Source organism: Acidaminococcus fermentans (assembly GCF_009696675.1).
Lineage (GTDB): Bacteria > Bacillota > Negativicutes > Acidaminococcales > Acidaminococcaceae > Acidaminococcus.
Map to the genome: position 1 here is coordinate 1 of NZ_VULN01000002.1, position 21,959 is coordinate 21,959.

Sequence of the window (21,959 nt, forward strand, 5' to 3'; positions counted from 1 at the left end):
TAATCGATTACAATGCAAACCGTATTCATTCGAGTATTGATTATTTAACTCCGAATGAAAAATACCAGCAATTAGTAAGTTAACGAGGTGTCTCGGTTCGATGTGTCTAAAAGCCTTGACACCTTTCAGGGGTGCTGCGCAGAATGCGCAGCACCCCTTTACGTATGTCCGCAAAATCCGGAAATCTTCGTCAAACATGGTGATGTCCGCCCGTTTTCCTGGTTCCAGGGTGCCCCGGTCGGTGAGGCCCAGTTCCCGGGCCGGGTTGGCGGTGGCCAACTGGACGGCCTGGGGCAGGGTCAGGTGGGCCCATTTCCAGATGTTCCGGACTGCCTGTTCCATGGTCAGGATGCTGCCGGCCAGGGTGCCGTCTTCCAGGGTGGCCCGGCCGTCCTTTACGTACACGGTCTGGCCCCCCAGTTCGCTTTTCCCTTCTCCCAAGAGACAGGCCCGCATGGAATCAGTGATCAGCACTATCCGGCTGAGGCCCTTGGTCCGCACCGCCAGCTCCAGGGCCGCCGGGTGGATGTGGATCCCGTCGGCAATCAGTTCGCAGGTCACCGGCAGAGTCAGGGCTGCCCCCACCAGGCCGGGCTTACGGTGATGGAGGGGACTCATGGCATTGTACAGGTGGGTGATGTGGCTGGCCCCTGCAGATATGGCCCGGGCTGCCTCCTCATAGGTGGCGTCGCTGTGGCCCAGGGACACGATGATCCCCGCCCGGCAGCACCGGGGAATGAAATCCATGTCCGTAAGGGTCTCCGGAGCCAGGGTCAGGATCCGGATCAGACCGGTGAAGGGTTCCACCAGATCCCAGTGGGCTTTCTGGATGTGGCAGGCCTTCTGGGCTCCCTTATATCTTTCGCTGATGAAGGGTCCTTCCAGGTTGGCCCCCAGGATCTCCGCCCCGGTTGCCCTGCCCCGGGCTTCCCGGATGGCGGAAAGAGCCCGGGTGATGGCGTCTCCGCTGGACGTCATGGTGGTGGGCAGCCAGCCGGTGACCCCGGTGGATGGCAGCAGCCGGCTCATGGTTCCAAGGGCCTCCCGGGTGCCGTCCATGGCATCTTTTCCTCCGCAGCCGTGGATGTGGAGATTAAGGAACCCGGGGGATACGTAGGCTCCCTGGGCATCGATGATCTCCGTGCCGGCCGGCAGCCGGTCCGGCTCACAGAATCCCTCCAGGGTCTCCCCGAACAGGAGCGCCTGTCCCTCCCGGATTTCTTGTGGTAAAATAAGTCTGCCGTTGATGATTGCTTTCATGGTGGATCTCCTTTTTCTGCTGACCATGGGGAAGGGATCCTCTCCATGGGGTACCTATCGACAAAACACTCTTTATTATAGCATAGCAAAAGGCTGGAGGTTTTTTTCAATGATCGATCTGGACAAGCTTTCTACGGAACAGCGGAATCCCGCTTCCGTTGCCATTGACAAGGTATCCACCCAGGAACTGGTGGAAATCATCAACCGGGAGGACCACAAGGTGGCCGATGCAGTGGAAAAGATTCTGCCGGCCATTGCCCTGGCGGTGGACCTGGTGGCGGACCGGCTGGGCCGGGGCGGCCGGCTGTTCTACATGGGCAGCGGTACCTCCGGACGGCTGGGGATCCTGGATGCGGTGGAGTGCCCCCCTACCTACAGCACCGACCCGGAACAGATCCAGGGGCTCATCGCCGGAGGCTATGAAGCCATCTTCCGGGCCAAGGAAGGGGCGGAAGACAGCGAGGAACAGGGCCGGGACGATATCTGGAACAAGGAACTGACTCCCCTGGATGTGGTGATGGGCATCAGTGCCTCCGGCCGGACTCCCTATGTGCTGGGGGGCATGAAGGAAGCACGGGAACGGGGCTGCGCGGTACTGGGGCTCTGCTGCAGCCGTCAGTCCCCCATGGCCAAACTGGCGGATCTGTGCCTTACGGTGCTGCCGGGGCCGGAAGTGATCACCGGATCCACCCGGATGAAGGCGGGCACTGCCACCAAAATGGTGCTGAACATGATCACCACCGGAGCCATGGTGAAGCTGGGAAAGGTCCGGGGGAACCTGATGATCGACGTGAAGGCCACCAACGAAAAACTCCTGGAACGGGCCCTGCATATTGTCTGCACCGTCACCGGCTGTTCCCGGGAAGAAGCCCGGCTGAGCCTGGCCCGGAACCGGGGCAGTGCCCGGAAGGCCGTGGAGGAATGGGAGGCGGCCCATGGAAAATAAGGACCTGGCCCGGGCCATCCTGGACTTGGTGGGGCCCCGGGACAACGTGCTCCAGGCCAGCCACTGCATGACCCGGCTCCGGCTCCAGCTGGCGGACCGGGCAGTGGACCGGCAGGCCCTGGAAAAACTGCCGGGGGTCATGGGGATCAATGAGGCGGGACCGGAGCTCCAGATCATCCTGGGGCCGGGAAAGGCTGCCCAGGTCACCGATGCTTTCCAGGCTCTGCTCCAGGAAGCACCGGATCTTCCAGGGGAAAAGAAGGAAACGGAGCAGCCTGTTCTGGGAGATTTCACCGGAAAAGTGGGGGACGGAAAAGAACTCCATGAGGCCATCCGGGCCCGGAACGCCACCCCCGGGAAATTGTTTCTGAAACGGATCGCCGGGATCTTTGTGCCTCTCATCCCCGGGTTCATCGGCTGCGGTCTTTTGACCGGGATCCTGAACATCGTCCGTCGGCTGGATCCCCAGCTGGCCGGCCATGCTTTTTTCCAGATCCTGGGACTGGCCGGGAATGCCGTGTTCTGGGCCATGAACCTGTTCGTGGGCTGGAACGCCGCCAAAGAGTTCGGCGGGTCTCCGGTGCTGGGCGGAGTCCTGGGGGCTCTCATCAGCCATCCGGGCCTTGCCGGGATCACCCTGTACGGCCAGGCCCTCATCCCCGGCCGGGGAGGCGTGGTGGCGGTGCTGCTGGCAGCGGCCCTGGGAGCCCTGCTGGAAAAACGGATCCGCAAACTGGTGCCGGAAGCCCTGGACCTGTTCCTGACTCCCTTCCTGGTACTGGGGATTATGGCTTTTGCCACCCTGTTTGTGTTCCAGCCTTTGGGAGACTGGGCGGCGGAAGGCATCGGCTATGCCGCCACGGAAGCGGTGAGCCGGGGCGGAGCCTTTACCGGCTTTGTGCTGGGGGGCCTGTTCCTGCCCCTGGTGATGCTGGGAGTCCATCAGGGACTGACCCCCATCCATGCCCAGTTGATCGCCCAGTACGGGTACACCATCCTGCTGCCCATCCTGGCCATGGCCGGCGGGGGACAGGTGGGGGCCGCCCTGGCGGTCTATGCAAAGACCCGGGATCCCCGGATCCGGAAAGTGGTGGCCTCCGCTCTGCCGGTGGGGTTCCTGGGGGTGGGGGAACCGCTGATCTACGGGGTGACCCTGCCTCTGGGACGGCCCTTCATCGGGGCCTGCATCGGAGGCGCCTGCGGAGGCGCCGTCCAGGCGGCCTTCCAGGTGGGTGCGGCGGCCCTGGGGATTTCCGGTCTTCCTCTGGCTCCCAGCACCACCAACGTGCCCGTGTACCTGCTGGGGCTCATGGTTTCCTACGCAGCCGGTTTCGCGGCCACCTGGGTGCTGGGGTTTGAAGAGAAAAGTGCAGAGTGAAGAGAAAAAACACTTAACCACCTAATCACTTAACCACTTAACCACTGAATGATTCCCTCAAGGAGGCGTTCGAGTATGACGAAATTGGCAAAAGGGATTTCCCTGTACCCCGGCCTGGGACGGCCTTTGGAAGACTGTCTCCGGCGGCTGGAAGAGGCTGCGGCACTGGGGATCACCCGTCTGTTCCTTTCCTTCCACATCCCGGAAACAGATCCGGAGGCCTTTGAACGGGAAGTGGCACCGCTTTTGGCCCGGGCCCGGGAACTGTCCATGGAAACCGTAGGGGATCTGGTGCCCGGGCGCCCGGTACCGGAAACGCTGACTTCCCTGCGGCTGGATGACGGATACACTCCGGAAGCCATGAAGGCCCTCCAGGACCGGTATCCGGACCGGAAACTGGTGCTCAATGCTTCTGCGGTGGGAGAAGACCTGCTGGAAGCACTGGAACGCCAGGGGGTGGACCTGTCCCGGATGGAAGCCCTCCACAATTTCTATCCCCATCCCCACACCGGCCTTTCCGAAGGCTACCTGCGCCGGCAGAATGACCTGTTCCACCGGCTGGGAATTCCGGTAGGGGCCTTTGTGGCCAGCCGGAAGGGACGGCGGGGGCCCCTTCGGGAAGGGCTCCCCACCCTGGAACAGGACCGGCACCGGATCGTATCCCAGGGAGCCCGGCAGCTGGCGGCCCTGGGCCTGGACGCTGTATACATCGGGGACGACGGTCCGGACCGGCAGGAACTGGAAGATCTGGCCCGGGTATCCGGTGAGGTGCTGGAACTGACCCTCCAGGTGTGGGAGGACAGGCCCCTGTACCCGGTACTGGCACACCATGTGTATGAAACCCGTCCGGACGAGGCGGAAGAAGTGATCCGCACGGTAAACAGCCGGGCCCTGTGGAAAGGGGTGGAAATTCCCAAACTGCCTTTCCGCCGCTGCCATGCCGGGGATGTGACGCTGGACAATCCTCTTTACGGCCGGTATGCCGGGGAACTGGAGATCTGTCTCACGGAACTGCCGGCGGACCGGCGGGTGGATGTGCTGGGAAGGATCCCGGAAGAGGAACGGTTCCTGCTGAAGTATCTGCCCGGAGGGAAAAAGTTCCGGTTCCGGGTGGTGAAGATGGACACCGGAATATGATATAATAAACAATAGTCTGCATGAAGGAGAGATACAATATGAGTTCTACCAATCTGGAAATGGGAATCGTGGGCCTGCCCAACGTGGGCAAAAGCACCCTGTTCAACGCCATCACCAAGGCAGGGGCCGAAGCGGCCAACTATCCTTTCTGTACCATAGAGCCCAACGTGGGCGTGGTGGACGTGCCCGATGCCCGGCTGAAAGTGCTGGCGGACATGTTCCATTCCAAAAAGATCGTACCGGCGGGGATGAAGTTCGTGGACATTGCCGGCCTGGTGAAAGGGGCTTCCAAAGGGGAAGGCCTGGGGAACAAGTTCCTGTCCCACATCCGTCAGACCGATGCCATCGCCGAAGTGGTCCGGTGCTTTGAAGATGGGAACATCACCCATGTGGAAGGATCCATCGATCCGGTCCGGGACGTGGAAATCATCAACACGGAACTGTGCCTGGCGGATCTGGAAAGCGTGGAAAAGCAGCTGGTGAAGGCCCAGAAGCTGATCAAGGCCGGGGACAAGAAGGCTGCCGCCCGGGCTGACCTGCTCCAGCGGATCTCCGATGCCCTGGGAGAAGGAATCCCGGTGCGCCGGGTGGAAATGACCGACGATGAAAAAGCCGGCCTGAAGGAACTGGATCTCCTGACCTCCAAACCCATCCTCTATGTGGCCAATGTGGCGGAAGAAGAAGCGGCGGACTGGTCCGGGAATCCCTATGTGAAGGCCCTGGAAGACTATGCCGCCAAAGAAAACGCCCAGGTGATCGTGATCTCCGCCAAAGTGGAAGAAGAGATTGCCGAACTGCCGGAAGACGAAGCCAAGGAATACCTGGAAATGGAAGGCCTTTCCGAAGCCGGCCTGGACCGTCTCATCAAAGCCGGGTTCAAGCTGCTGGGGCTCCAGACCTTCCTTACCGCCGGGGAAATGGAATCCCGGGCCTGGACCATCGTCCAGGGTTCCACCGCGCCTCAGGCAGCCGGGAAGATCCATACGGACTTTGAAAAAGGCTTCATCCGGGCGGAAATCGTCTCTTATGACGACCTGGTGAAGTGCGGCTCCAAACAGGCGGCCAAGGAAAAGGGCCTGGTGCGTCTGGAAGGCAAGGACTACATCATGCAGGACGGGGATGTAGTGGAATTCCGTTTCAACGTGTAAAAACAGGAAAAGAGGTGCGTGCCCATGCTGTTTGATACCCATACCCATGCAGATTATTCCTGCGATGCGGAACAGACCATCCAGGATGCTGCAGCAGCGGCCAGGGCTCAGGGAATCGGGATCATCCTGACGGAACACTGGGACCGGTACTATCCCACCAATCCGGAGATGTTCCTGTTCGACATCGACGACTATTTCAAAAAGGACGGGCCTTACCGCAGCAGCCAGGTGCTCCTGGGCATCGAGGTGGGGCTCCAGCCCCGGGCCATCGAGGAAGACCGGAAAATGGTCCAGGCCCATCCCTTTGACGAAGTGGTGGGGTCCATGCACTGTTTCGACGGGCTGGACATGTACGAACCCACCACCTATGAAGGGCTTACCAAGGACCAGGCGGTGCGCCGGTATCTGGAAGATTCCGTCCGGTGCCTGGAAAGGAAGCCGGATTTCGATTCCTACGGGCACATCGACTATATCTGCCGGTATATGCCCTATCCGGATCCCAATCTGTATTATGAAGACCATCCGGACCTGTGGGACTGGGTGTTCCGGCTGCTGATCGCAGAGGACAAGGCCCTGGAGATCAACACCCGGCGGCTGGGGGATGACAGCGTGATCCCGCCCCTCCTGAAGCTGTACAAACGGTTCCGGGAACTGGGGGGGAGATACGCCACCCTGGGCAGCGACGCCCATTACAAGGAACATGTGGGCCGGGATTTCGCCAAGGGGAAACAGATGGCCGAAGAAGCGGGCCTGACCCTGGTGTACTACAAAGAACGGAAGCGGATCCGCTGCTGACAAATGGGCCTTTGGGGCCCATTTTCCATACATTTGTCACGGCTATATTCTTGTTTTCGTTTCTTTTCCCTGTTATAATACTCTGGTATCACCATCACAAAGGAGAGTGGAGAACATGGGCCGTCAGCGCCTGGGCATCCTGGGCGGGACCTTCGATCCCATCCACAACGGACATCTGATGATCGCCCGTGCCATGCTGGACAAACTGGGACTGGACAGGATCCTGTTCATCCCGGACTACATTCCGCCCCACAAACGGGGCTGGCACTGTTCTCCCTCTGCAGACCGGCTGGCCATGACCATCCTGGGGGCTGGGGAAAATCCCCGGTACACGGTTTCCTCCATGGAACTGGACCGGGGCGGCGTATCCTACACCTGCGATACCCTCCGGAAGCTCCACCGGAAATGGCACCGGTTCTACGATTTGTACTTCATCATCGGGGCCGATTCGGCAGAACAGCTGCCCACCTGGCACCATATCCGGGAGGCCATGACCTATGCCACCTTTGCGGCGGCGGCCCGGCCCGGCTTTGCTCCCCAGAAGGAGAAAGTCAGCGAGGATCTGGCCCGGCAGGGACTGAAGAATCTGGTCTGGGTGGATACACCGGAACTGGACATTTCTTCCACAGCGATCCGGGAACGGATCCGGAAAGGCGAACCGGTGGATACCATGATCCCCAAGGCAGTAGCGGAATACATCGAACAGAGAGACCTCTACCGTCAGTAGGGGCTTCTCTGTTTTTTTCTTGGGAGGGGAAAACCTATGGAATTGAACGAAATGAAAGAACGGCTGGAAAAAGAACTGCCGGCCAAACGCTTCCATCATACCCTGGCCGTCAGCCAGACGGCCGTTGAACTGGCCCGGCTGTACGGAGTGGACGAAGAGAAAGCCGCCATTGCCGGCCTGCTCCATGACAGCGGGCGGCAGGTCCCCAAAAAGGATTTCATTGCCAGGGCGGCGGAACTGGGCATTGAACTGGATGAAGTGGAAAAGAACCAGCCCATCCTGATCCATGCCAAATTAGGGGTCTATTACGCCCAACATGAATTCGGGGTCACGGATCCGGACATCCTGTCCAGCATCCGGTACCACACCACCGGGGCAGCCCATATGAGTCCTCTGGCCATGGTGATCTACCTGGCGGACCTGGTGGAGCCCAACCGGGATTTCCCCGGGGTGGACACCATGCGGGAAGAAGTGAAGAAAGGCCTGGAAAACGGTATGCGGAAGGCCTATGCACATACCATGGAATATCTCCTGGACCAGGAGATGCTGATCCATCCCGACTGTCTGGCCGGGTACAATGAACTTGTCCTGAAAGAGAAAAAGAATCAGAAATAACAGGAGCAGAACAAAAGATGACAGACCAAAAGAAAACAGGGAACCGGCGGTACAAGAAACGGCTGCGGAAAGGACGGGCCTTCTTTTCCCTGGTGATGATCCTTTTCCTCATGGCCAGCTGCTTTGCGGCAGGCATGCGGATCTACAACCGTTTCTTCCGGCCCCGGGCTCAGGTGGCCGAAACCCAGAAGGATACCCTGACTACGGAAGGGTTCTCCAACCGGATCAATGTGCTGCTCCTGGGGACGGACGATGGGGACAGCGAAGACTTTGACAAGGACGTGCCCAAACGGACGGACGCCATGCTGTTGGTGAGCTTCGACCCGGAAAACAGCCAGGTTTCCGTCCTGAGTCTGCCCCGGGATACCCGGGTGACCATCCCCGGACGGCGGGGCCATGACAAGATCAACGCGGCCTACGCCTACGGGGGCGTGAATCTGGCCAAACGGACTGTGGCCAATCTGCTCCAGGTGCCGGTGAACCACTACATGCAGGTGGACTGGCAGGGCTTCATCAAAGTGGTGGATATGCTGGGCGGGGTGGACCTGGATGTGGAACAGGACATGGATTACGAAGACCCCTACGCAGACCTGAAGATCCACCTGAAGAAGGGAAAACAGCATCTGAACGGGGAAAAAGCCGGGGAATACGTCCGGTTCCGTCATGATGAAATGGGGGACATCGGCCGGGTGGAACGGCAGCAGAAATTCATGAAAGCCCTGGCCAAACAGGCCTTCACCGTGGGGAACATGGTGAAGCTGCCCGTGATCATCGGCACGGCGTCAGAGTATGTGAAAACGGACATGACCTTCATCCAGCTGGTGAAGGCGGCCAACTGCCTGCGGATCTTCGGCGAAGGGGGCGTGAAGAGCGCCAGCCTGAAGGGGGATTTCGGGGACATCGGCGGCGTCAGCTACTGGGTCACCACTCCCTCCAAGATTGCTGCCACCCTGGACGAACTGAAGATCCCCCACCGGCGGATCCCCAGCATCTGAGTGCACAAACGTTCTGTGAAACGAGAAATATGAGTTTTTATGAGAAAGGAAGGATGATACTATGACCGGAAAAGAACTGGCCAACAAAATTGCAGCGGCGGCTGCGGACAAAAAAGCACGGGATATCCTGCTGCTGAACATGGAAGGACTGTCTTCCGTCACCGACTACTTCATGATCTGCTCGGCTCCCAGCACCACCCAGGTGCGGGCCATTGCCGACGGCATCGAAGACAAGCTGGCCCAGGAAGGGAAGTTGCCCGCCCACAAGGAAGGGTACAGCGAAGGGAACTGGGTGCTGCTGGACTACGGTGACTGTGTGGCCCATGTGTTCCAGGAATCCCAGCGGAATTTCTACAATCTGGAACAGCTGTGGGCGGACGCTCCCAGCGAAAGTTATACGGAGACGGAAGCATGAGAAAAGAGCGTGGACCGGTAACCGTCAAGACTGTGGGCCGATATCGGGTGGGGGATGTGTGCGAGATGACCGTGGCCCGTGTGGGGGAAGCGGGAGCTTTCCTGGATGCGGGCACCGGCAGCACCTCCGATGACATCCTGCTCCACCAGCACCAGCAGACCAGCCCGGTGAAGGTGGGAGACAAGGTGAAAGTGTACCTGTACCTGGACGCCAAGGGCCGGATGACCGCCAGCATGAAGCTGCCCAAAATGCGGGAAGGCCAGCTGGGCTATGTAAAGGTCCTGTCCGTCACCCGCCAGGGGGGCTTTGTGGACATCGGCGCCGAACGGGGGGTATTCCTGCCCTACAGCGAAATGCGGGGCCATGTGTCTCCGGGTCAGCTGGTATGGGTGAAGCTCTACCGGGACAAAAGCGGCCGGCAAGCGGTGACCATGCGGGTGGAAGAGGACATGGTCCGGGCTTCCGTGCCTGCCAAAGATGTGAAGGTGGGGGATGAACTCACCGGCACCGTCTACAACATCCTGCCGGAAGGGTTCTTCCTGCTGACCACCCAGCGGTATCTGGCCTTCATCCACCGGAGCGAAGTGCCTGACGGACGGCTGGACTTCGGTCAGAAGGTCACCGGACGGGTCACCTTCGTCCGGGAAGACGGCCGGGTGGACATGTCCCTCCGGGAAGTGAAGGAAAAAGCCATGGTCACCGACAGCGAACGGATCCTGGCCCTCCTGGAAAAACGCCAGGGCACCATGCCCTACAGCGATGCCACCCCGCCGGAAATCATCAAAGACGCCTTCGGCATTTCCAAAGCCGCTTTCAAACGGGCCCTGGGGCGCCTGATGAAGGAAGGGAAGATCACCCAGGAAAACGGGTGGACCAGTCTGGTGAAGTAAGGGAAGCTGCGCTTTCCGCCAATGGTCAATTGTCAATGGCCGAGGGAAGCCTGCTGGCACAGGCTTTGAACGGTTTTTCAAAACCATGAAAAAAGTTGTTGACAGGAAGCCCTTTTGGGGGTATACTTAAGAAGTCGTTTGGGGGCATAGCTCAGCTGGGAGAGCGCTTGCATGGCATGCAAGAGGTCAGGAGTTCGATCCTCCTTGTCTCCACCAAATGAAAAGTCAGTACCCATGCGGGTTTGCACCGCATGGGTACTTTTTTTGTTTATCAAGTTTAGCGTAAGGGAGACCTTATAGTAACCCTTATGAAAAAACAGGACAGAAAGTTGAATGGATAAAAAACTTTCTGCCCTGTTTTTTTATGCATTTATTTATGTAGTCTTATAACAAAGCGTTTAAATCATAGACCGGAAGTGCGGGATTTTCCCATATCTTTTTATTGTTTTTATCAAATTGTATGGCAAAGGACATCTTCTTACGAAATTCCTTATCACTGGGAATTTTAAGTGTCAGCAGGAAGGATTTTATCTTCTCGCTCAGGGTAGGATTGTCCCATTCATTACTATGGGCTACATTGCCAACGAAAAAATTACGGAAAAAGAGAAGGTTAAATCGATTATCAAGAGTATAAAATTTAGGCTCTTTGCCATTGTAAACATAGTTGACATAATTCTTGATTTCATTAGGCAAATTCATAGATTCATTTAAGGCGGCGTATTTTTCAGCTCTGGAAATGGACTCCTCTGAATAAGGCGTATCACTGATACCCATCAGCCAATCAATACTGACCCCGTAAAAATGATGGATCCTTAATAGAACTTCAAAAGAAGGGCGGGCTCGCCCACTCTCAAGATCGGCTATATTGCTGCGGCTTTTGTATCTTAATAGCATAGCTAAATCTTTTTGTGTAATTTTGTACAGTTTCCTTAACAGAATAAATCTATCAGAAAAAAGAGAACCATCATATAGACTAATGTTTTGAGCAATATCCATAAAAAACTCCAGTACATAAAAAAAATATTGCGTCGATTAAATCGACGTGATATAATCACGTATAGAAGGTCGATTAAATCGACTTAAAAATAAATCTTTAGTTCATTATAACACAGAAAGGAGATTTCAGACATGGAAAAGAAATTCTTTACGACGGATGAGGTACGGCATGAAGTGTTCAGCGACCAAATCAGCAAAGGTACTATTTTGACGATGATTCGGGAAAAAGAGATTCCTTCTATCCGTATGCGCAAACGTTTTTTCATTCCGGCGTATTGGGTGAATGAACAGTTTAGAATTGCGGAAGGGAAAGAAGGGTTGAAATGAGAGCAGAGAAAGGAACTGGGACTAAGTATTACGATCAAAATCGCCAGCGGTACGTATTTCGGAAGTACTATTATGCGGTAGATGGTACGAAAAAAGAAAAATTATCACCGCTAAAAAACGAAAAGATTTGGATAAAAAAATCCAAGAATGAGAAATGACTCTGGAGAATGGACGAGAGACTTTTTCTACTGTTCTGACTGTTGATGATGTAGTGACGGTATGGATAAACTCAATCCAGACGACCATTAAAAAATCAACCTGTAAATTGTACATGAGCGTGATGAATTCTCATGTTCTCCCAGTTTTTGGCAAGCGGAAGCCGGACACGCTTACAGCTGTGGAAATCCAGTATTGGATTAATAGACTGTTAGCAAATCCTCTTAGTGCACGGACGTGTAATATAATCCGGTCTACCTGGAGTACCTGCTTTGACTGGGCAGTGGGACAGGGACTGATTCGAAAAAATCCGTTGCGAGGGGTTAGGGCTCTACGAGATAACCCCAAACCTGTCCGTGCGTTAAACCGAGAAGAACTGAAATGCCTTTTGGATGTGGCAAAAAGTGGGAGGTATTATCCTTTCGAACAGAACGATTTTGGAGAATATAGTCAACAAGAAGTGGTAGTTGTGGTGACTTTAGCTGCACGGACTGGGATGCGCAGAGGTGAAGTATTTGGACTGCGATGGAATGACATCGATTTTGGGACTGCGACTATACATGTAGTAAATAGTTTAGGCCCAGACCGAGAGTTATCGGCTCCGAAAACACTTACCAGTACCAGAAATATTTTAATTGATCCGAATACATTGGATTTATTGAAATGGTGGAAGGCTTACCAGAAAGTGTACATGAAAAATTTCTGTGGAATAACAGAACATAAAAAAAATTTGGTGTTCACGACTCAGAATGGAACTCCAGTAAGCGTCGATAATTTTCGGTGCCGTCAATGGAAGGCTCTAACGGAAGCTGCTGGCTTGTCTGGCATAGGTTTTCATTCGCTTCGGCATACTCATGCAACCTTGCTTATCGCAGCTGGGGTTCCTGTGAAGGTTGTCAGTGAGCGTCTCGGCCATAAGTCGGTGGCTCTAACCATGAAAGTGTATGTTAATGTACTTCCAACTATGCAGCAAATGGCCGTTGAGGCCATACAGAACATGACGAAAAATGAAAATGCCCCATCGGCTGTTGGCGCAGCCGATAAGGGCCAAGGTGACGAAAAATAATGCACTTCTCCGTCACCCTCCATTCTAAACAATGTAGGAGGGCTTGTAAATGGAAAGACTGAAAAAAAATGAAATCTATATGGAACGATTCATACAAGTTCCATTGGAATTTTTCAAAGACCCGAAATACGCTGACTTGTCTTCGAACGCAAAACTGATGTTTGGACTTATTAAAGATCGCGTTTGGCTTTCTGAGAAAAATGGGTGGATAAATAAGGAAGGAGACATATTTTTATATTTTACGCAGAAAAAGATGGAAACTTTGCTTGGAATTGCGCATTGCACCTGTTCAAAAACAATGAAAGAATTGGAGGATCATGAATTGATTGAACGTGTCCGGCAGGGCTTGGGATTGCCGGATATCATTTACGTCGGGAAAATAGTTCCTAGCCGAATGACATCAAGAAGTACAAAAAACAAACTTCAGGAGTATGGAATTCATATCCCTGATGTTCAAAAAACAAACACTAGATATACTGAAGTCATACAAAAAGAGGAAGAAGATAAAGAGAAAAGTTATCCACAGGAACTTTCTTCATTTTCATCGTCTCTTGATTTCTTTATGAAGAACTTCCATAAACCTGGTCCGTTTGAAGAAAAAAAGATTAATGCAGTAGTCGAAAAATACGGTGAAGAGATTGTCACTAAGGCTATGGAGGAAGCTGCATTAAAAGGAGTCCTGACAATGAAATATGTTGAAGCAATTCTCAAGAATTGGGAGAAAAATGGTGGCGACAAGAATCCCAATTCTCCCAAAACCAGCAATCAACATCCAGAATGGTGGACGCCAGAGAAACAAGCCAGAGATGTGGAAGAAATAAAAAAACAAATGAAAGAACTTGGAATACCCGAGTATCCGGATGAAAAGAGCGGAATTAAAGAAAAAAATGACGGAGGTGTCAAAAAATGAAAAAAGAGAGAGATACCAGGACAATAGAAGCGGAAATGCAAAAAAGGCAAGAGCAGCTAAAGAAAGCCCAGAACGAAATCCGTTCCCTGAATGCGGAACTGACAACCGCTAAGAAACGAGAAAAGGCCCGGCGCTACGCTGCAATCGGATCCGCCATTGAAAAGATATTAGGTGTCGGTGAGCTGTCAAACAACGATCTGAATGTCCTGATCTATTATCTTGAAAAGCCGTTTCATTCGGCAGGTGGCTCTCAAACGACAATGGCGGCGAAGTTTTCAGAAGCAATCAAAGCCGAAAGAGCGAAGGTCAGCGCTGCCCCAAATATGGCCTCCAACAGGCCGGCCAGCGCTGCATCAAAACCAGAGGCCGTCCCATCGGGACGGCAGGGCTTCACCGGAACAGGAAATGGAAGTACGCTTCCATTCCCTTCCCCGGCAAAGCCCTAACCCCACTACCGCCGATGGTGGTAGGCAAGTTTCGCCTACTGGATAGCCACTCGCTTCGCTCCGGCCATCCAGTAGGCTTCCCGGGTACGGTCGATGCTCCTCGCATCGCCCTGCCGGGAAACTTGCAAGGGGGCTTCGCTCCCCTTTGAACCCCCAAAAAATTTGCTTCGCAAATCAAAAGAAGAAGGTGCAAAATGAATCAAACCGTGACCCCAAAAACTCATCGCTTGCGGAACCATCAGGCCCTGGTCCGCTTCACCGATGAGGAATGGAACGACTTGCAAGGCAAGCTGAAAGTCAGCCAACAGACCCTGCAAGCCTACGCACTCAATGCCCTGCGCCATTCCCGGATTTCCACGGCTAGCGAAGTCCGAGAAATCCAAATGATTGGCCATCATTTCGATTTCGCCAACCAGCAACTGCGAGGCGCTTGCTCCAATTTGAACCAGCTGGCGAAAGCCCTGAACAAGCTGAACCGGATCATGGAAACCCAGACAGTCAGCCAGCAGCAGTTTCTGTCGCTGGTTGGCCTGATTCCCACACGCCCTGAACTTGATAACTGCATGCTAACCATCCAGAACTGGCGAAAGGAGATGGAAATTCCATGGCAGTCCTTAAGGCAATTTCTGGCCCGCCAAAGACCCACGGCGGCCTCCGGAACACCATCGAGTACGTCCTGCGAAACGACAAAGTAAAAGACGGCTACATGGATATGACCGGCCCGGCTCCGGAAACGCTGACCTGGGATTCCGTATATCGCTCCTTTCGGGAAGAAAAAGAAATCTGGAATAAGGACTCCGGCCGGATGTGCGCCCATTACGTGCTTTCCTTCCACAAAGACGAAAAAATCACACCGGAAGAGGTGCTGGCCTTTGGTCAGGAATTCGCTGGAAAAGCATTTCCCGGCTACCAGGTCCTTCTGGCCGTTCACCAGGACCGGGGGCATCTCCATCTCCACATGGTGTCCAACACGGTCAGCTATGAGGACGGTCACAAACTCCACACCACTACCAAGGACCTGGCGGACATGAAGGAAGCTATGAACCAGATGTGCCGGGATCGTGGCCTGACCGTAGCCGAAAAGGGGAAACATTTTGATGGCAGCCGGATGGAAGAAGGCGAAGGGATTGCCTGGAACCATAAAAAATACCGGGCCATGAGCAGCGAAAAAAAGCCGTCCTATCTGGTGGAATGCTTTCAGGCTGTAATGGAAGCCAAGGAAAAAGCCGTTTCCAGGGATACCTTCATTACGGCCATGGAACAATCCGGCTGGAACGTCCACTGGTCCGACAAGCGGAAGCACATAACATTTGAGAACAAAGACCATCAAAAGGTCCGTGACTCCAACCTGTCCAAGACCTTTACCGTAAACATCAGCAAGGAGGCGTTGCAAAATGAACTACAAAACCAAGCCGAAAGACAACAGCGAGAAGAGCTCGCAGCCTACTACCGACAGCTCCAGGACTCCATCTCCGGATCAGCTCCTGAAGATGCAGTCAGCAAGGATTACCCAGTTGGAGCAGGAAATTGCAAAAAGGACCGCCCGGATCAAAGAACTGGAAGACCAGCTCAAAGAACAATCCAAGGGCATATCCATGGAGGACCTCAACGCTCTGTCCGGCCAGTTAAACGAAGCCATAAGCAAGACTATGACTTTGAACGATAAACAGTTTGAATACCAAAGCGAACGCATCCGGGATGCAGTAAGCCGGGAAATCAAGAATATTCATATCCCCAGGCCCAACATCCCCCGTCCACCGTTCTGGTGGTACATAGAACCATATGTTCTCATTGGCGTAGCCGTATTTTCATTTTTCTTTCTTTACGGTATGCGTATGGTCAGTCACATTGATAACAAAACCGAAGTCCTGGCAAGAATGGATGAACGGATAGCCCGGATCCAATGGAATGTATCCTTCCCTGATGATCCCGTTGGACTCACCACCCCCATCCATGACCGCTGGGTAAACCAATTAAAATATGAATCAGAACAGCAAAAGGAATAAGTCACACCGGCTCATTCCTTTTCTCTTTCCACAGGGAATGTGATACAATACACCCAATAGAACTTTGTTATGGGGGATGGACATGGAAGATCAGAAACGACAAGCAGCTAAGGATTTTGCAGAATATTGGCAAGATAAAGGCTATGAAAAGGGAGAAAGCCAAAAGTTCTGGCTTTCTCTCCTTCGTGACGTGTATGGAGTATCCCACCCGGAACGGTATATCAGCTTTGAAGACCAGGTCCACCTGGATCATACCAGCTTCATCGATGGGATGATTCCCTCTACCCACGTGATGATTGAACAGAAAGGCCGGAACAAGAACCTGAAAGCAGCCATCAAGCAATCGGACGGTTCCCTGCTGACCCCGTTCGTACAGGCTAAACGGTACATTACCGAACTTCCGGTCAGCATGCACCCCAAATACGTGATTACCTGCAACTTCCAGGAGTTCCTGATTTATGACATGGACAACCCCCAGGGAGAACCGGAACAGCTCCTGCTGAAAAACCTGCCCAAGGAATACTACCGCCTAAATTTCCTGGTCAATGAAAAGAGCAAAGTACTGAAACAGGAAGAAGAAATCTCCGTGAAGGCCGGGGATTTGGTGGGGAAAATGTATGATGCCCTCCGGAAACAGTACCTGGATCCGGATTCTAACCATGCCCAGAAGAGCCTGAATATCCTGTGCGTCCGGCTGGTATTCTGCCTGTATGCGGAAGATGCTGGTGTTTTCGGCAGCCACAGCCAGTTCCATGACTATCTGGAAACCTACCGAACCCGGAATCTCCGGGATGCTCTGATAAAGTTATTCCGTATCCTGGACCAGAAACCGGAAGACCGTGATCCTTATGAGGCCCCGGAACTGCTGGCCTTCCCCTATGTGAACGGTGGTCTTTTTGCCGATGAAAACATTGAAATTCCCCGGATAGATGAAGAAATCGCTGAACTGCTGATTAAAGAGTGCAGCGAGCAGTTCGACTGGTCCGAGATCAGCCCCACCATCTTCGGGGCCGTATTCGAAAGCACCTTGAACCCGGATACCCGGCGGAAAGGCGGGATGCACTACACCAGCATCGAGAACATCCATAAGGTTATTGACCCCCTATTCCTGGATGATTTGAAAAAGGAACTGGAAGAAATTAAAAGCATCCAGGTGGAAAATACCCGGAAAAAGAGTCTGGTGGCCTACCAGGAGAAGCTGGCTTCCCTGAAATTCCTGGATCCGGCCTGTGGCAGCGGAAACTTCCTAACAGAAACCTATCTGTCCCTGCGGAAGCTGGAAAATGAAGCCGTTTCCTGCTACTATGAAGGCCAGATGGTACTGGGAGACTTCGTAGACCCCATCAAAGTCTCCATCAGTCAGTTCTACGGCATCGAAATCAACGACTTTGCCGTAACCGTGGCCAAGACGGCCCTGTGGATTGCCGAAAGCCAGATGATCCAGGAAACCCAGAAAATCGTCCACATGGACATTGATTTCCTGCCCCTGACTACCAATGCCTTCATTCATGAAGGGAACGCTCTGCGGATGGATTGGAACAATGTATTACCCCATGGGGCTTGCTCGGTCATAATTGGCAATCCTCCGTTCCGAGGATATAGTTTGCAAACCAAAGAGCAGAAAGCCGATATTCTTTCCATCTATGTAGACGAAAATGGAAAGCCTTATAAAGCGGCCGGGAAGATTGACTATGTAGCCGGGTGGTATTTTAAAGCAGCCCAGTATATGCAAAGGACTTCTATCAGAGCAGCTTTTGTTTCTACCAACAGTATTACCCAAGGTGAACAGGTAGCCGGAGTCTGGAAGCCAATTATGGAACGCTTTGAAACCCACATTGATTTTGCATGGCGAACCTTTGTCTGGAGCAGTGAAGCATCTGAAAAAGCAGCCGTTCATTGTGTGATTGTTGGATTTAGTGATGCGCCAAATAATACAGATAAAATTATTTTTGATGGCTCTACAAAAAAAGTAGTAGAAAATATCAACCCGTATCTCATAGAGGCACCGATGGTATTTATTGATAGTCGAAAAAAGCCTATATCCAGAGTCCCAGAAATGGTATACGGAAACAAGCCAACAGATGGAGGCTTTCTCTTTCTCACACCGGCAGAAAGAAACGAAGCTATCAAAAAAGAACCGTCACTAAATAAATACATAAAACAAATTTACGGAGCAAAAGAATATATTAACAATATTGAGCGGTACTGTTTCTGGCTTGAGAATATCTCTCCAACAGAAATTAAAAAATCGGCTTTTCTAAAAACGCGTATTGAGGGCGTACGTAAATTTCGCTTGAATAGTCCTAAAAAGGCAACTCAGAAAAGTGCTGAAACTCCTTATTTATTTCAAGAAATTAGACAACCACATAATAATTACATCATAATTCCAAGGCATTCATCTCAGACGCGCAGATATGTTCCGGTTGGCTTCGTATCGCCAGACATAATTGTCAATGATGCCGTACAAATAATTCCCGATGCTAGTTTGTATATGCTAGGAGTAATATCATCCAATGTTCATATGGCGTGGATGCGGGCTATTTGTGGCCGAATAAAAAGTGACTATCGTTATTCAAAAGATATTGTCTACAACAATTTTCCCTGGCCTACTCCCACCCCGGCTCAAAAAGCCAAAATCGAAAAAACGGCACAGGCCATTCTGGATGCACGGGCCAAATATCCGGATTCCAGCCTGGCAGATCTGTATGACGAACTGACTATGCCCCCGGAACTCCGGAAGGCCCATCAGGAAAATGACAAGGCCGTCATGGAAGCCTATGGGTGGAATTGGCGGGGAATGACCGAAAGTGACTGTGTGGCCGAACTGATGAAGTTGTATCAGAAGCTGATTGACACAGAAAAGGAAGAGTAGAGAAAAGAAGATGCCGGATGAATGGATAGACAGTATCCTCCAGCTCCAGGATACCGTTAGGATGCTCCAGGTGCTCTTCTGACGAGAGATAAGCCAAAATACGAAGCCAGTTGTACCATGAAAAGCAAATCCCGTCAGAACGCTTCTAAAATGAGATTCTGACGGGCTTTTTACACCCATGAAAGGAAAGTATCATGATTTATCTCACAGGAGACACCCACGGCCCTCTGGATTTTGACCGGATCCGGCCGGAAAATCTGATTCTCCGGGGCGTGGACTGCCAGCCGGAGGACATTCTTATTGTTTGTGGAGATTTCGGGATTCCCTGGACGGACCCCGCCCAGGGCCCGGACCGGGAAATGCTGGAGGAAATCGCCCGCTGGCCCTATACAGTGGCCTTTGTGGACGGGAACCATGAGAACTTTGCCCTGCTGAATCAGTACCCAGTGGTAGAATGGAAGGGCGGACAGGCCCACCAGCTTCTGCCCAACCTGTACCACCTGATGCGTGGGGAGCTGTTCACCCTGGAAGGCCATACCTTCTTCACCATGGGCGGAGCCATGAGCATGGACCGTTGGATGCGGAGAGAAGGGATCTCCTGGTGGCCGGAAGAAATCCCTTCCGAAGCGGAATGGCAGCACGCCTGGGACACCTTGGACCGGGCCGGATGGAAGGTAGACTACGTGGTGACCCACACGGCCCCCACTCGCTGGAAAATCCAGGGCGGTATGCGGATGGTGGCCCACCTGGGCGACAAATGCCCGGTGGCCCGGAAGCTGGAAGAACTGGAAAGCCATCTCACCTACCACCGCTGGTTCTTCGGCCATCTCCATGACGATAGGATTACCCAAGATGCGAAAGGCGTTTGGCTGTATGAAAAGGTTGTGGTCCTGGAAGAGTATGGCTCCAGGATACGGTCAGGGTGCTTCAGACGCTCTTCTGACGAGAGATAAGCCAAAATACGAATCCCGGTGGTGACATGAAAAAGAAACCCCGTCAGAACACCTCTAAAATGAGGCTCTGATGGGCTTTTTTTAGGGGGAACAGGAGTATTTGTATGGGTCAATTGCAACTTTTTGAAAATTGAAAAACAAAATTTGGCATAGAAAAAAATGAATAAAAAAACGGATCTATAAGAAAGGGGAAGAGACCTAAAAAGAGACCTTATGCTATTGCTTTTTTTGTTTCAAATGAACTGCTTGCACAAGATGTTGATATAATTATTCTTAACACTACTAATTAGCGTATATGAACAAGATAATAAATGAAAAGTGGAGATGGCATGCAAGAGGTCAGGAGTTCGATCCTCCTTGTCTCCACCAAATGAAAAACCAATACCCTTGCGGTTGTGAAGCCGCAAGGGTATTTTTTGTATCTGGGGCCGTTGAACGTTGACAGCTGAACGTTGAGGAGCTGTTGCTCATGCAACAGCCCTTTTTTATTCCGTTTTACTTCATCGAAGGCGGTATAAAAATTCTCTCTGGTTCTCCATGCTCATGGCTACCCAGATGGTGACCGTGGCCATAGCGCTGTTGATCAACTGGCAGTGAAAAAGGGGGAATATTGCACGTGAAAAATATGTATGCAATATCCCCGTCAATGGTCAATCGTCAATGGCCGAATGATAAAATTTGCAGGCAAATTTTTGGATGTGTAAATCGGTACCGTAGGGGCTGCTGCTTATGCAGCAGCCCCTTTTTTTCCGCTGTCCGGCTTGAAGAACCTCCGGATCACAAAGGGCACTCCCATGGCCAGCATGAGCACCCGGACCAGCTGGTAGGTAAGGATCACGGCCACATCCTGGTGCATTTCCAGGCCGGTAAGGCACATTTCCGCAATGCCTCCGGGGGCCAGGGCCAGAAAGGCGGTAAGGGTGGAAAAACCGTAGAGCCGGGACATGAACAGGGACAGGGCGACGCTGGAAGCCACCATCAAAAGGGAACCCAGGAGTACATTGGGAATCAGTTCCCGGGTCTTCAGCAGTTTTTCCCGGTCCATCATGGTGCCGATGTACAGGCCGATGTGGAGCTGGGCAAAAGCCATGGCGGGAGCCGGGACCCGGGGCACACTGCCCTGCCACAGAGCAAAGAGGGAAGTGATCAGAATGGGTCCCAGCAGCTGCCCTGTGGGCATATGGGTCTTTTGGGCCAGGAACCGGCCCAGGAACACCAGGGGGACCACTAGCAGCCAGCCCGGATGGAACAGGCTCCGGAAATCACCCAGGGTGGTGACCCACAGACTGGCGCCGGCGGCCCGGGTGATCTGGCCTCCGAACAGGTTGATGGCCAGGAAGGGCACGCTGACTTCCACCACGAACAGCCGCAGGCACTGGGAGACTACCACCACGTTTTCGTCCGCTTCCTCATAATCGTCCATGAGCACGGTCATGGCTGTCAGGCCTCCCGGCAGGCAGCCCATAATGGAACTGAGCAGGTTGGCGAAGGTGTGCCGGTGCATGTGGATGGCCACGGCCACGGAAACGCCCAGGGTGAACAGGCTGGCACCCAGGATCCCCAGGGTTTCCTGGCTCATTTTAAGGAAGGTGTCCGGGGTGCAGTTGCTGCCGATGCCGTAGCCGGCTACCCCCAGCATCAGCCCCCGCCAGGCCCGGGGCCATTGGAAGGAATTATCCAGAAAAGTGCGTACAACAAAACCGGTGATGATACCTCCCAGCAAATAGGGAATGGGGATGGCCAGCTGCCGGAGCAGGAAGCCCAGCAGGGCGGATGCCAGTAAGGCGGGAAAACGTTGTTTCATGGAAAGATCTCCTTTGGAAGCCGGAGCGCCTGTCCGGCAGGATACTTTTATTATAGACAATGGGTTCCATACTGTAAAATCTTAATAGTATAATAGGGATATAGCAAAAATGATATA

The 21,959-nt window shown here is 53.2% G+C and carries 22 protein-coding genes and 1 tRNA gene; 20 read left to right on the plus strand and 3 right to left on the minus strand.

The window, feature by feature from the left end; translation table 11 throughout:
* Nucleotides 1-1,260, minus strand: a 1,260-nt coding sequence (gene nagA, locus FX155_RS01220) for an N-acetylglucosamine-6-phosphate deacetylase (protein ID WP_154487467.1), incomplete at its 3' end; no start/stop codon positions are given.
* Between the two features lie 109 nt (nt 1,261-1,369).
* On the opposite strand from nagA, the gene murQ reads away from it, so the two are divergent.
* The 11 genes from murQ (at nt 1,370) to FX155_RS01275 (ending at nt 10,522) form a co-directional block, all read left to right on the plus strand.
* A complete protein-coding gene (gene murQ, locus FX155_RS01225; RefSeq protein WP_022487936.1) occupies nt 1,370-2,206 on the plus strand; it encodes an N-acetylmuramic acid 6-phosphate etherase in 837 nt (278 codons plus the stop codon).
* The gene (locus FX155_RS01230; RefSeq protein WP_154487469.1) at nt 2,196-3,584 is read left to right on the plus strand and encodes a PTS transporter subunit EIIC; all 1,389 of its coding nucleotides are present in this window, start codon (nt 2,196-2,198) and stop codon (nt 3,582-3,584) included. Before murQ ends, FX155_RS01230 begins: the two co-directional genes overlap by 11 nt.
* Before the next feature lie 75 nt (nt 3,585-3,659).
* A complete protein-coding gene (locus FX155_RS01235; protein WP_022487938.1) occupies nt 3,660-4,721 on the plus strand; it encodes a MupG family TIM beta-alpha barrel fold protein in 1,062 nt (353 codons plus the stop codon).
* Between the two features lie 38 nt (nt 4,722-4,759).
* A complete protein-coding gene (gene ychF / locus FX155_RS01240) occupies nt 4,760-5,869 on the plus strand; it encodes a redox-regulated ATPase YchF (RefSeq protein ID WP_022487939.1) in 1,110 nt (369 codons plus the stop codon).
* A 24-nt stretch (nt 5,870-5,893) separates the two neighbouring features.
* Nucleotides 5,894-6,664, plus strand: coding sequence for a histidinol-phosphatase HisJ family protein (locus tag FX155_RS01245; protein WP_022487940.1), 771 nt, complete (start codon nt 5,894-5,896; stop codon nt 6,662-6,664).
* Between the two features lie 115 nt (nt 6,665-6,779).
* A complete protein-coding gene (gene nadD, locus FX155_RS01250) occupies nt 6,780-7,391 on the plus strand; it encodes a nicotinate-nucleotide adenylyltransferase (protein WP_022487941.1) in 612 nt (203 codons plus the stop codon).
* A gap of 36 nt (nt 7,392-7,427) precedes the next feature.
* Entirely contained in the window at nt 7,428-8,006 is a 579-nt protein-coding gene (yqeK, locus tag FX155_RS01255) for a bis(5'-nucleosyl)-tetraphosphatase (symmetrical) YqeK (RefSeq protein ID WP_022487942.1), read from the plus strand.
* Nucleotides 8,007-8,023: 17 nt separating this feature from the next.
* Nucleotides 8,024-9,001 carry an LCP family protein gene (locus tag FX155_RS01260; RefSeq protein WP_022487943.1) on the plus strand — a complete coding sequence of 326 codons (978 nt, stop codon included), beginning with the start codon at nt 8,024-8,026 and terminating at the stop codon, nt 8,999-9,001.
* A 61-nt stretch (nt 9,002-9,062) separates the two neighbouring features.
* A complete protein-coding gene (gene rsfS, locus FX155_RS01265; RefSeq protein WP_012937544.1) occupies nt 9,063-9,416 on the plus strand; it encodes a ribosome silencing factor in 354 nt (117 codons plus the stop codon).
* A complete protein-coding gene (locus FX155_RS01270) occupies nt 9,413-10,306 on the plus strand; it encodes a S1 RNA-binding domain-containing protein (protein WP_022487944.1) in 894 nt (297 codons plus the stop codon). The genes rsfS and FX155_RS01270 overlap by 4 nt, the downstream gene beginning before the upstream one ends.
* 140 nt (nt 10,307-10,446) lie before the next feature.
* Nucleotides 10,447-10,522 (plus strand) — tRNA-Ala (locus FX155_RS01275).
* Nucleotides 10,523-10,690: 168 nt separating this feature from the next.
* Here the strand turns inward: FX155_RS01275 and FX155_RS01280 are convergent.
* Nucleotides 10,691-11,302 (minus strand): helix-turn-helix domain-containing protein, encoded by a 612-nt coding sequence (locus FX155_RS01280; protein WP_154487471.1) that lies wholly within the window; start codon nt 11,300-11,302, stop codon nt 10,691-10,693.
* Nucleotides 11,303-11,434: 132 nt separating this feature from the next.
* Here FX155_RS01280 and FX155_RS01285 point away from each other — a divergent pair, with 132 nt between their 5' ends.
* From FX155_RS01285 to FX155_RS01325, 9 genes are all read left to right on the plus strand, one after another.
* Nucleotides 11,435-11,629, plus strand: a complete 195-nt coding sequence (locus FX155_RS01285) for a hypothetical protein (RefSeq protein ID WP_154487473.1) — start codon at nt 11,435-11,437, stop codon at nt 11,627-11,629.
* Between the two features lie 154 nt (nt 11,630-11,783).
* Nucleotides 11,784-12,851: a tyrosine-type recombinase/integrase gene (locus FX155_RS01290; RefSeq protein WP_154487475.1), complete on the plus strand. Its 1,068-nt coding sequence runs from the start codon at nt 11,784-11,786 to the stop codon at nt 12,849-12,851.
* Nucleotides 12,852-12,900: 49 nt separating this feature from the next.
* Complete coding sequence (locus tag FX155_RS01295; RefSeq protein WP_154487477.1) at nt 12,901-13,761, plus strand: DnaD domain protein; 861 nt, start codon at nt 12,901-12,903, stop codon at nt 13,759-13,761.
* Nucleotides 13,758-14,207, plus strand: coding sequence for a hypothetical protein (locus tag FX155_RS01300; RefSeq protein WP_154487479.1), 450 nt, complete (start codon nt 13,758-13,760; stop codon nt 14,205-14,207). Before FX155_RS01295 ends, FX155_RS01300 begins: the two co-directional genes overlap by 4 nt.
* Before the next feature lie 194 nt (nt 14,208-14,401).
* Nucleotides 14,402-14,902, plus strand: coding sequence for a hypothetical protein (locus tag FX155_RS01305; RefSeq protein ID WP_154487481.1), 501 nt, complete (start codon nt 14,402-14,404; stop codon nt 14,900-14,902).
* The gene (locus FX155_RS01310; protein ID WP_154487483.1) at nt 14,812-15,873 is read left to right on the plus strand and encodes a relaxase/mobilization nuclease domain-containing protein; all 1,062 of its coding nucleotides are present in this window, start codon (nt 14,812-14,814) and stop codon (nt 15,871-15,873) included. The genes FX155_RS01305 and FX155_RS01310 overlap by 91 nt, the downstream gene beginning before the upstream one ends.
* The gene (locus FX155_RS01315) at nt 15,863-16,213 is read left to right on the plus strand and encodes a hypothetical protein (protein WP_154487485.1); all 351 of its coding nucleotides are present in this window, start codon (nt 15,863-15,865) and stop codon (nt 16,211-16,213) included. The genes FX155_RS01310 and FX155_RS01315 overlap by 11 nt, the downstream gene beginning before the upstream one ends.
* 76 nt (nt 16,214-16,289) lie before the next feature.
* Nucleotides 16,290-19,085: a class I SAM-dependent DNA methyltransferase gene (locus tag FX155_RS01320; RefSeq protein ID WP_195839595.1), complete on the plus strand. Its 2,796-nt coding sequence runs from the start codon at nt 16,290-16,292 to the stop codon at nt 19,083-19,085.
* Nucleotides 19,086-19,279: 194 nt separating this feature from the next.
* Nucleotides 19,280-20,038, plus strand: coding sequence for a metallophosphoesterase family protein (locus FX155_RS01325; protein ID WP_154487489.1), 759 nt, complete (start codon nt 19,280-19,282; stop codon nt 20,036-20,038).
* 727 nt (nt 20,039-20,765) lie between these two features.
* Here the strand turns inward: FX155_RS01325 and FX155_RS01330 are convergent.
* Nucleotides 20,766-21,842, minus strand: coding sequence for an AbrB family transcriptional regulator (locus FX155_RS01330; RefSeq protein ID WP_154487491.1), 1,077 nt, complete (start codon nt 21,840-21,842; stop codon nt 20,766-20,768).
* Nucleotides 21,843-21,959: the final 117 nt, after the last annotated feature.

What these genes read in the sequence shown, in the direction of transcription:
- FX155_RS01260 (WP_022487943.1), top strand. Translation starts at nt 8,024, where the DNA reads ATGACAGACCAAAAGAAAACAGGGAACCGGCGGTACAAGAAACGGCTG.
- FX155_RS01230 (WP_154487469.1), top strand. Translation starts at nt 2,196, where the DNA reads ATGGAAAATAAGGACCTGGCCCGGGCCATCCTGGACTTGGTGGGGCCC.
- FX155_RS01325 (WP_154487489.1), top strand. Translation starts at nt 19,280, where the DNA reads ATGATTTATCTCACAGGAGACACCCACGGCCCTCTGGATTTTGACCGG.
- FX155_RS01235 (WP_022487938.1), top strand. Translation starts at nt 3,660, where the DNA reads ATGACGAAATTGGCAAAAGGGATTTCCCTGTACCCCGGCCTGGGACGG.
- FX155_RS01295 (WP_154487477.1), top strand. Translation starts at nt 12,901, where the DNA reads ATGGAAAGACTGAAAAAAAATGAAATCTATATGGAACGATTCATACAA.
- FX155_RS01305 (WP_154487481.1), top strand. Translation starts at nt 14,402, where the DNA reads ATGAATCAAACCGTGACCCCAAAAACTCATCGCTTGCGGAACCATCAG.
- FX155_RS01320 (WP_195839595.1), top strand. Translation starts at nt 16,290, where the DNA reads ATGGACATGGAAGATCAGAAACGACAAGCAGCTAAGGATTTTGCAGAA.
- FX155_RS01280 (WP_154487471.1), bottom strand. Translation starts at nt 11,302, where the DNA reads ATGGATATTGCTCAAAACATTAGTCTATATGATGGTTCTCTTTTTTCT.
- murQ (WP_022487936.1), top strand. Translation starts at nt 1,370, where the DNA reads ATGATCGATCTGGACAAGCTTTCTACGGAACAGCGGAATCCCGCTTCC.
- FX155_RS01330 (WP_154487491.1), bottom strand. Translation starts at nt 21,842, where the DNA reads ATGAAACAACGTTTTCCCGCCTTACTGGCATCCGCCCTGCTGGGCTTC.
- FX155_RS01290 (WP_154487475.1), top strand. Translation starts at nt 11,784, where the DNA reads ATGACTCTGGAGAATGGACGAGAGACTTTTTCTACTGTTCTGACTGTT.
- yqeK (WP_022487942.1), top strand. Translation starts at nt 7,428, where the DNA reads ATGGAATTGAACGAAATGAAAGAACGGCTGGAAAAAGAACTGCCGGCC.
- FX155_RS01285 (WP_154487473.1), top strand. Translation starts at nt 11,435, where the DNA reads ATGGAAAAGAAATTCTTTACGACGGATGAGGTACGGCATGAAGTGTTC.
- FX155_RS01300 (WP_154487479.1), top strand. Translation starts at nt 13,758, where the DNA reads ATGAAAAAAGAGAGAGATACCAGGACAATAGAAGCGGAAATGCAAAAA.
- FX155_RS01245 (WP_022487940.1), top strand. Translation starts at nt 5,894, where the DNA reads ATGCTGTTTGATACCCATACCCATGCAGATTATTCCTGCGATGCGGAA.
- nadD (WP_022487941.1), top strand. Translation starts at nt 6,780, where the DNA reads ATGGGCCGTCAGCGCCTGGGCATCCTGGGCGGGACCTTCGATCCCATC.
- ychF (WP_022487939.1), top strand. Translation starts at nt 4,760, where the DNA reads ATGAGTTCTACCAATCTGGAAATGGGAATCGTGGGCCTGCCCAACGTG.
- rsfS (WP_012937544.1), top strand. Translation starts at nt 9,063, where the DNA reads ATGACCGGAAAAGAACTGGCCAACAAAATTGCAGCGGCGGCTGCGGAC.
- FX155_RS01310 (WP_154487483.1), top strand. Translation starts at nt 14,812, where the DNA reads ATGGCAGTCCTTAAGGCAATTTCTGGCCCGCCAAAGACCCACGGCGGC.
- FX155_RS01270 (WP_022487944.1), top strand. Translation starts at nt 9,413, where the DNA reads ATGAGAAAAGAGCGTGGACCGGTAACCGTCAAGACTGTGGGCCGATAT.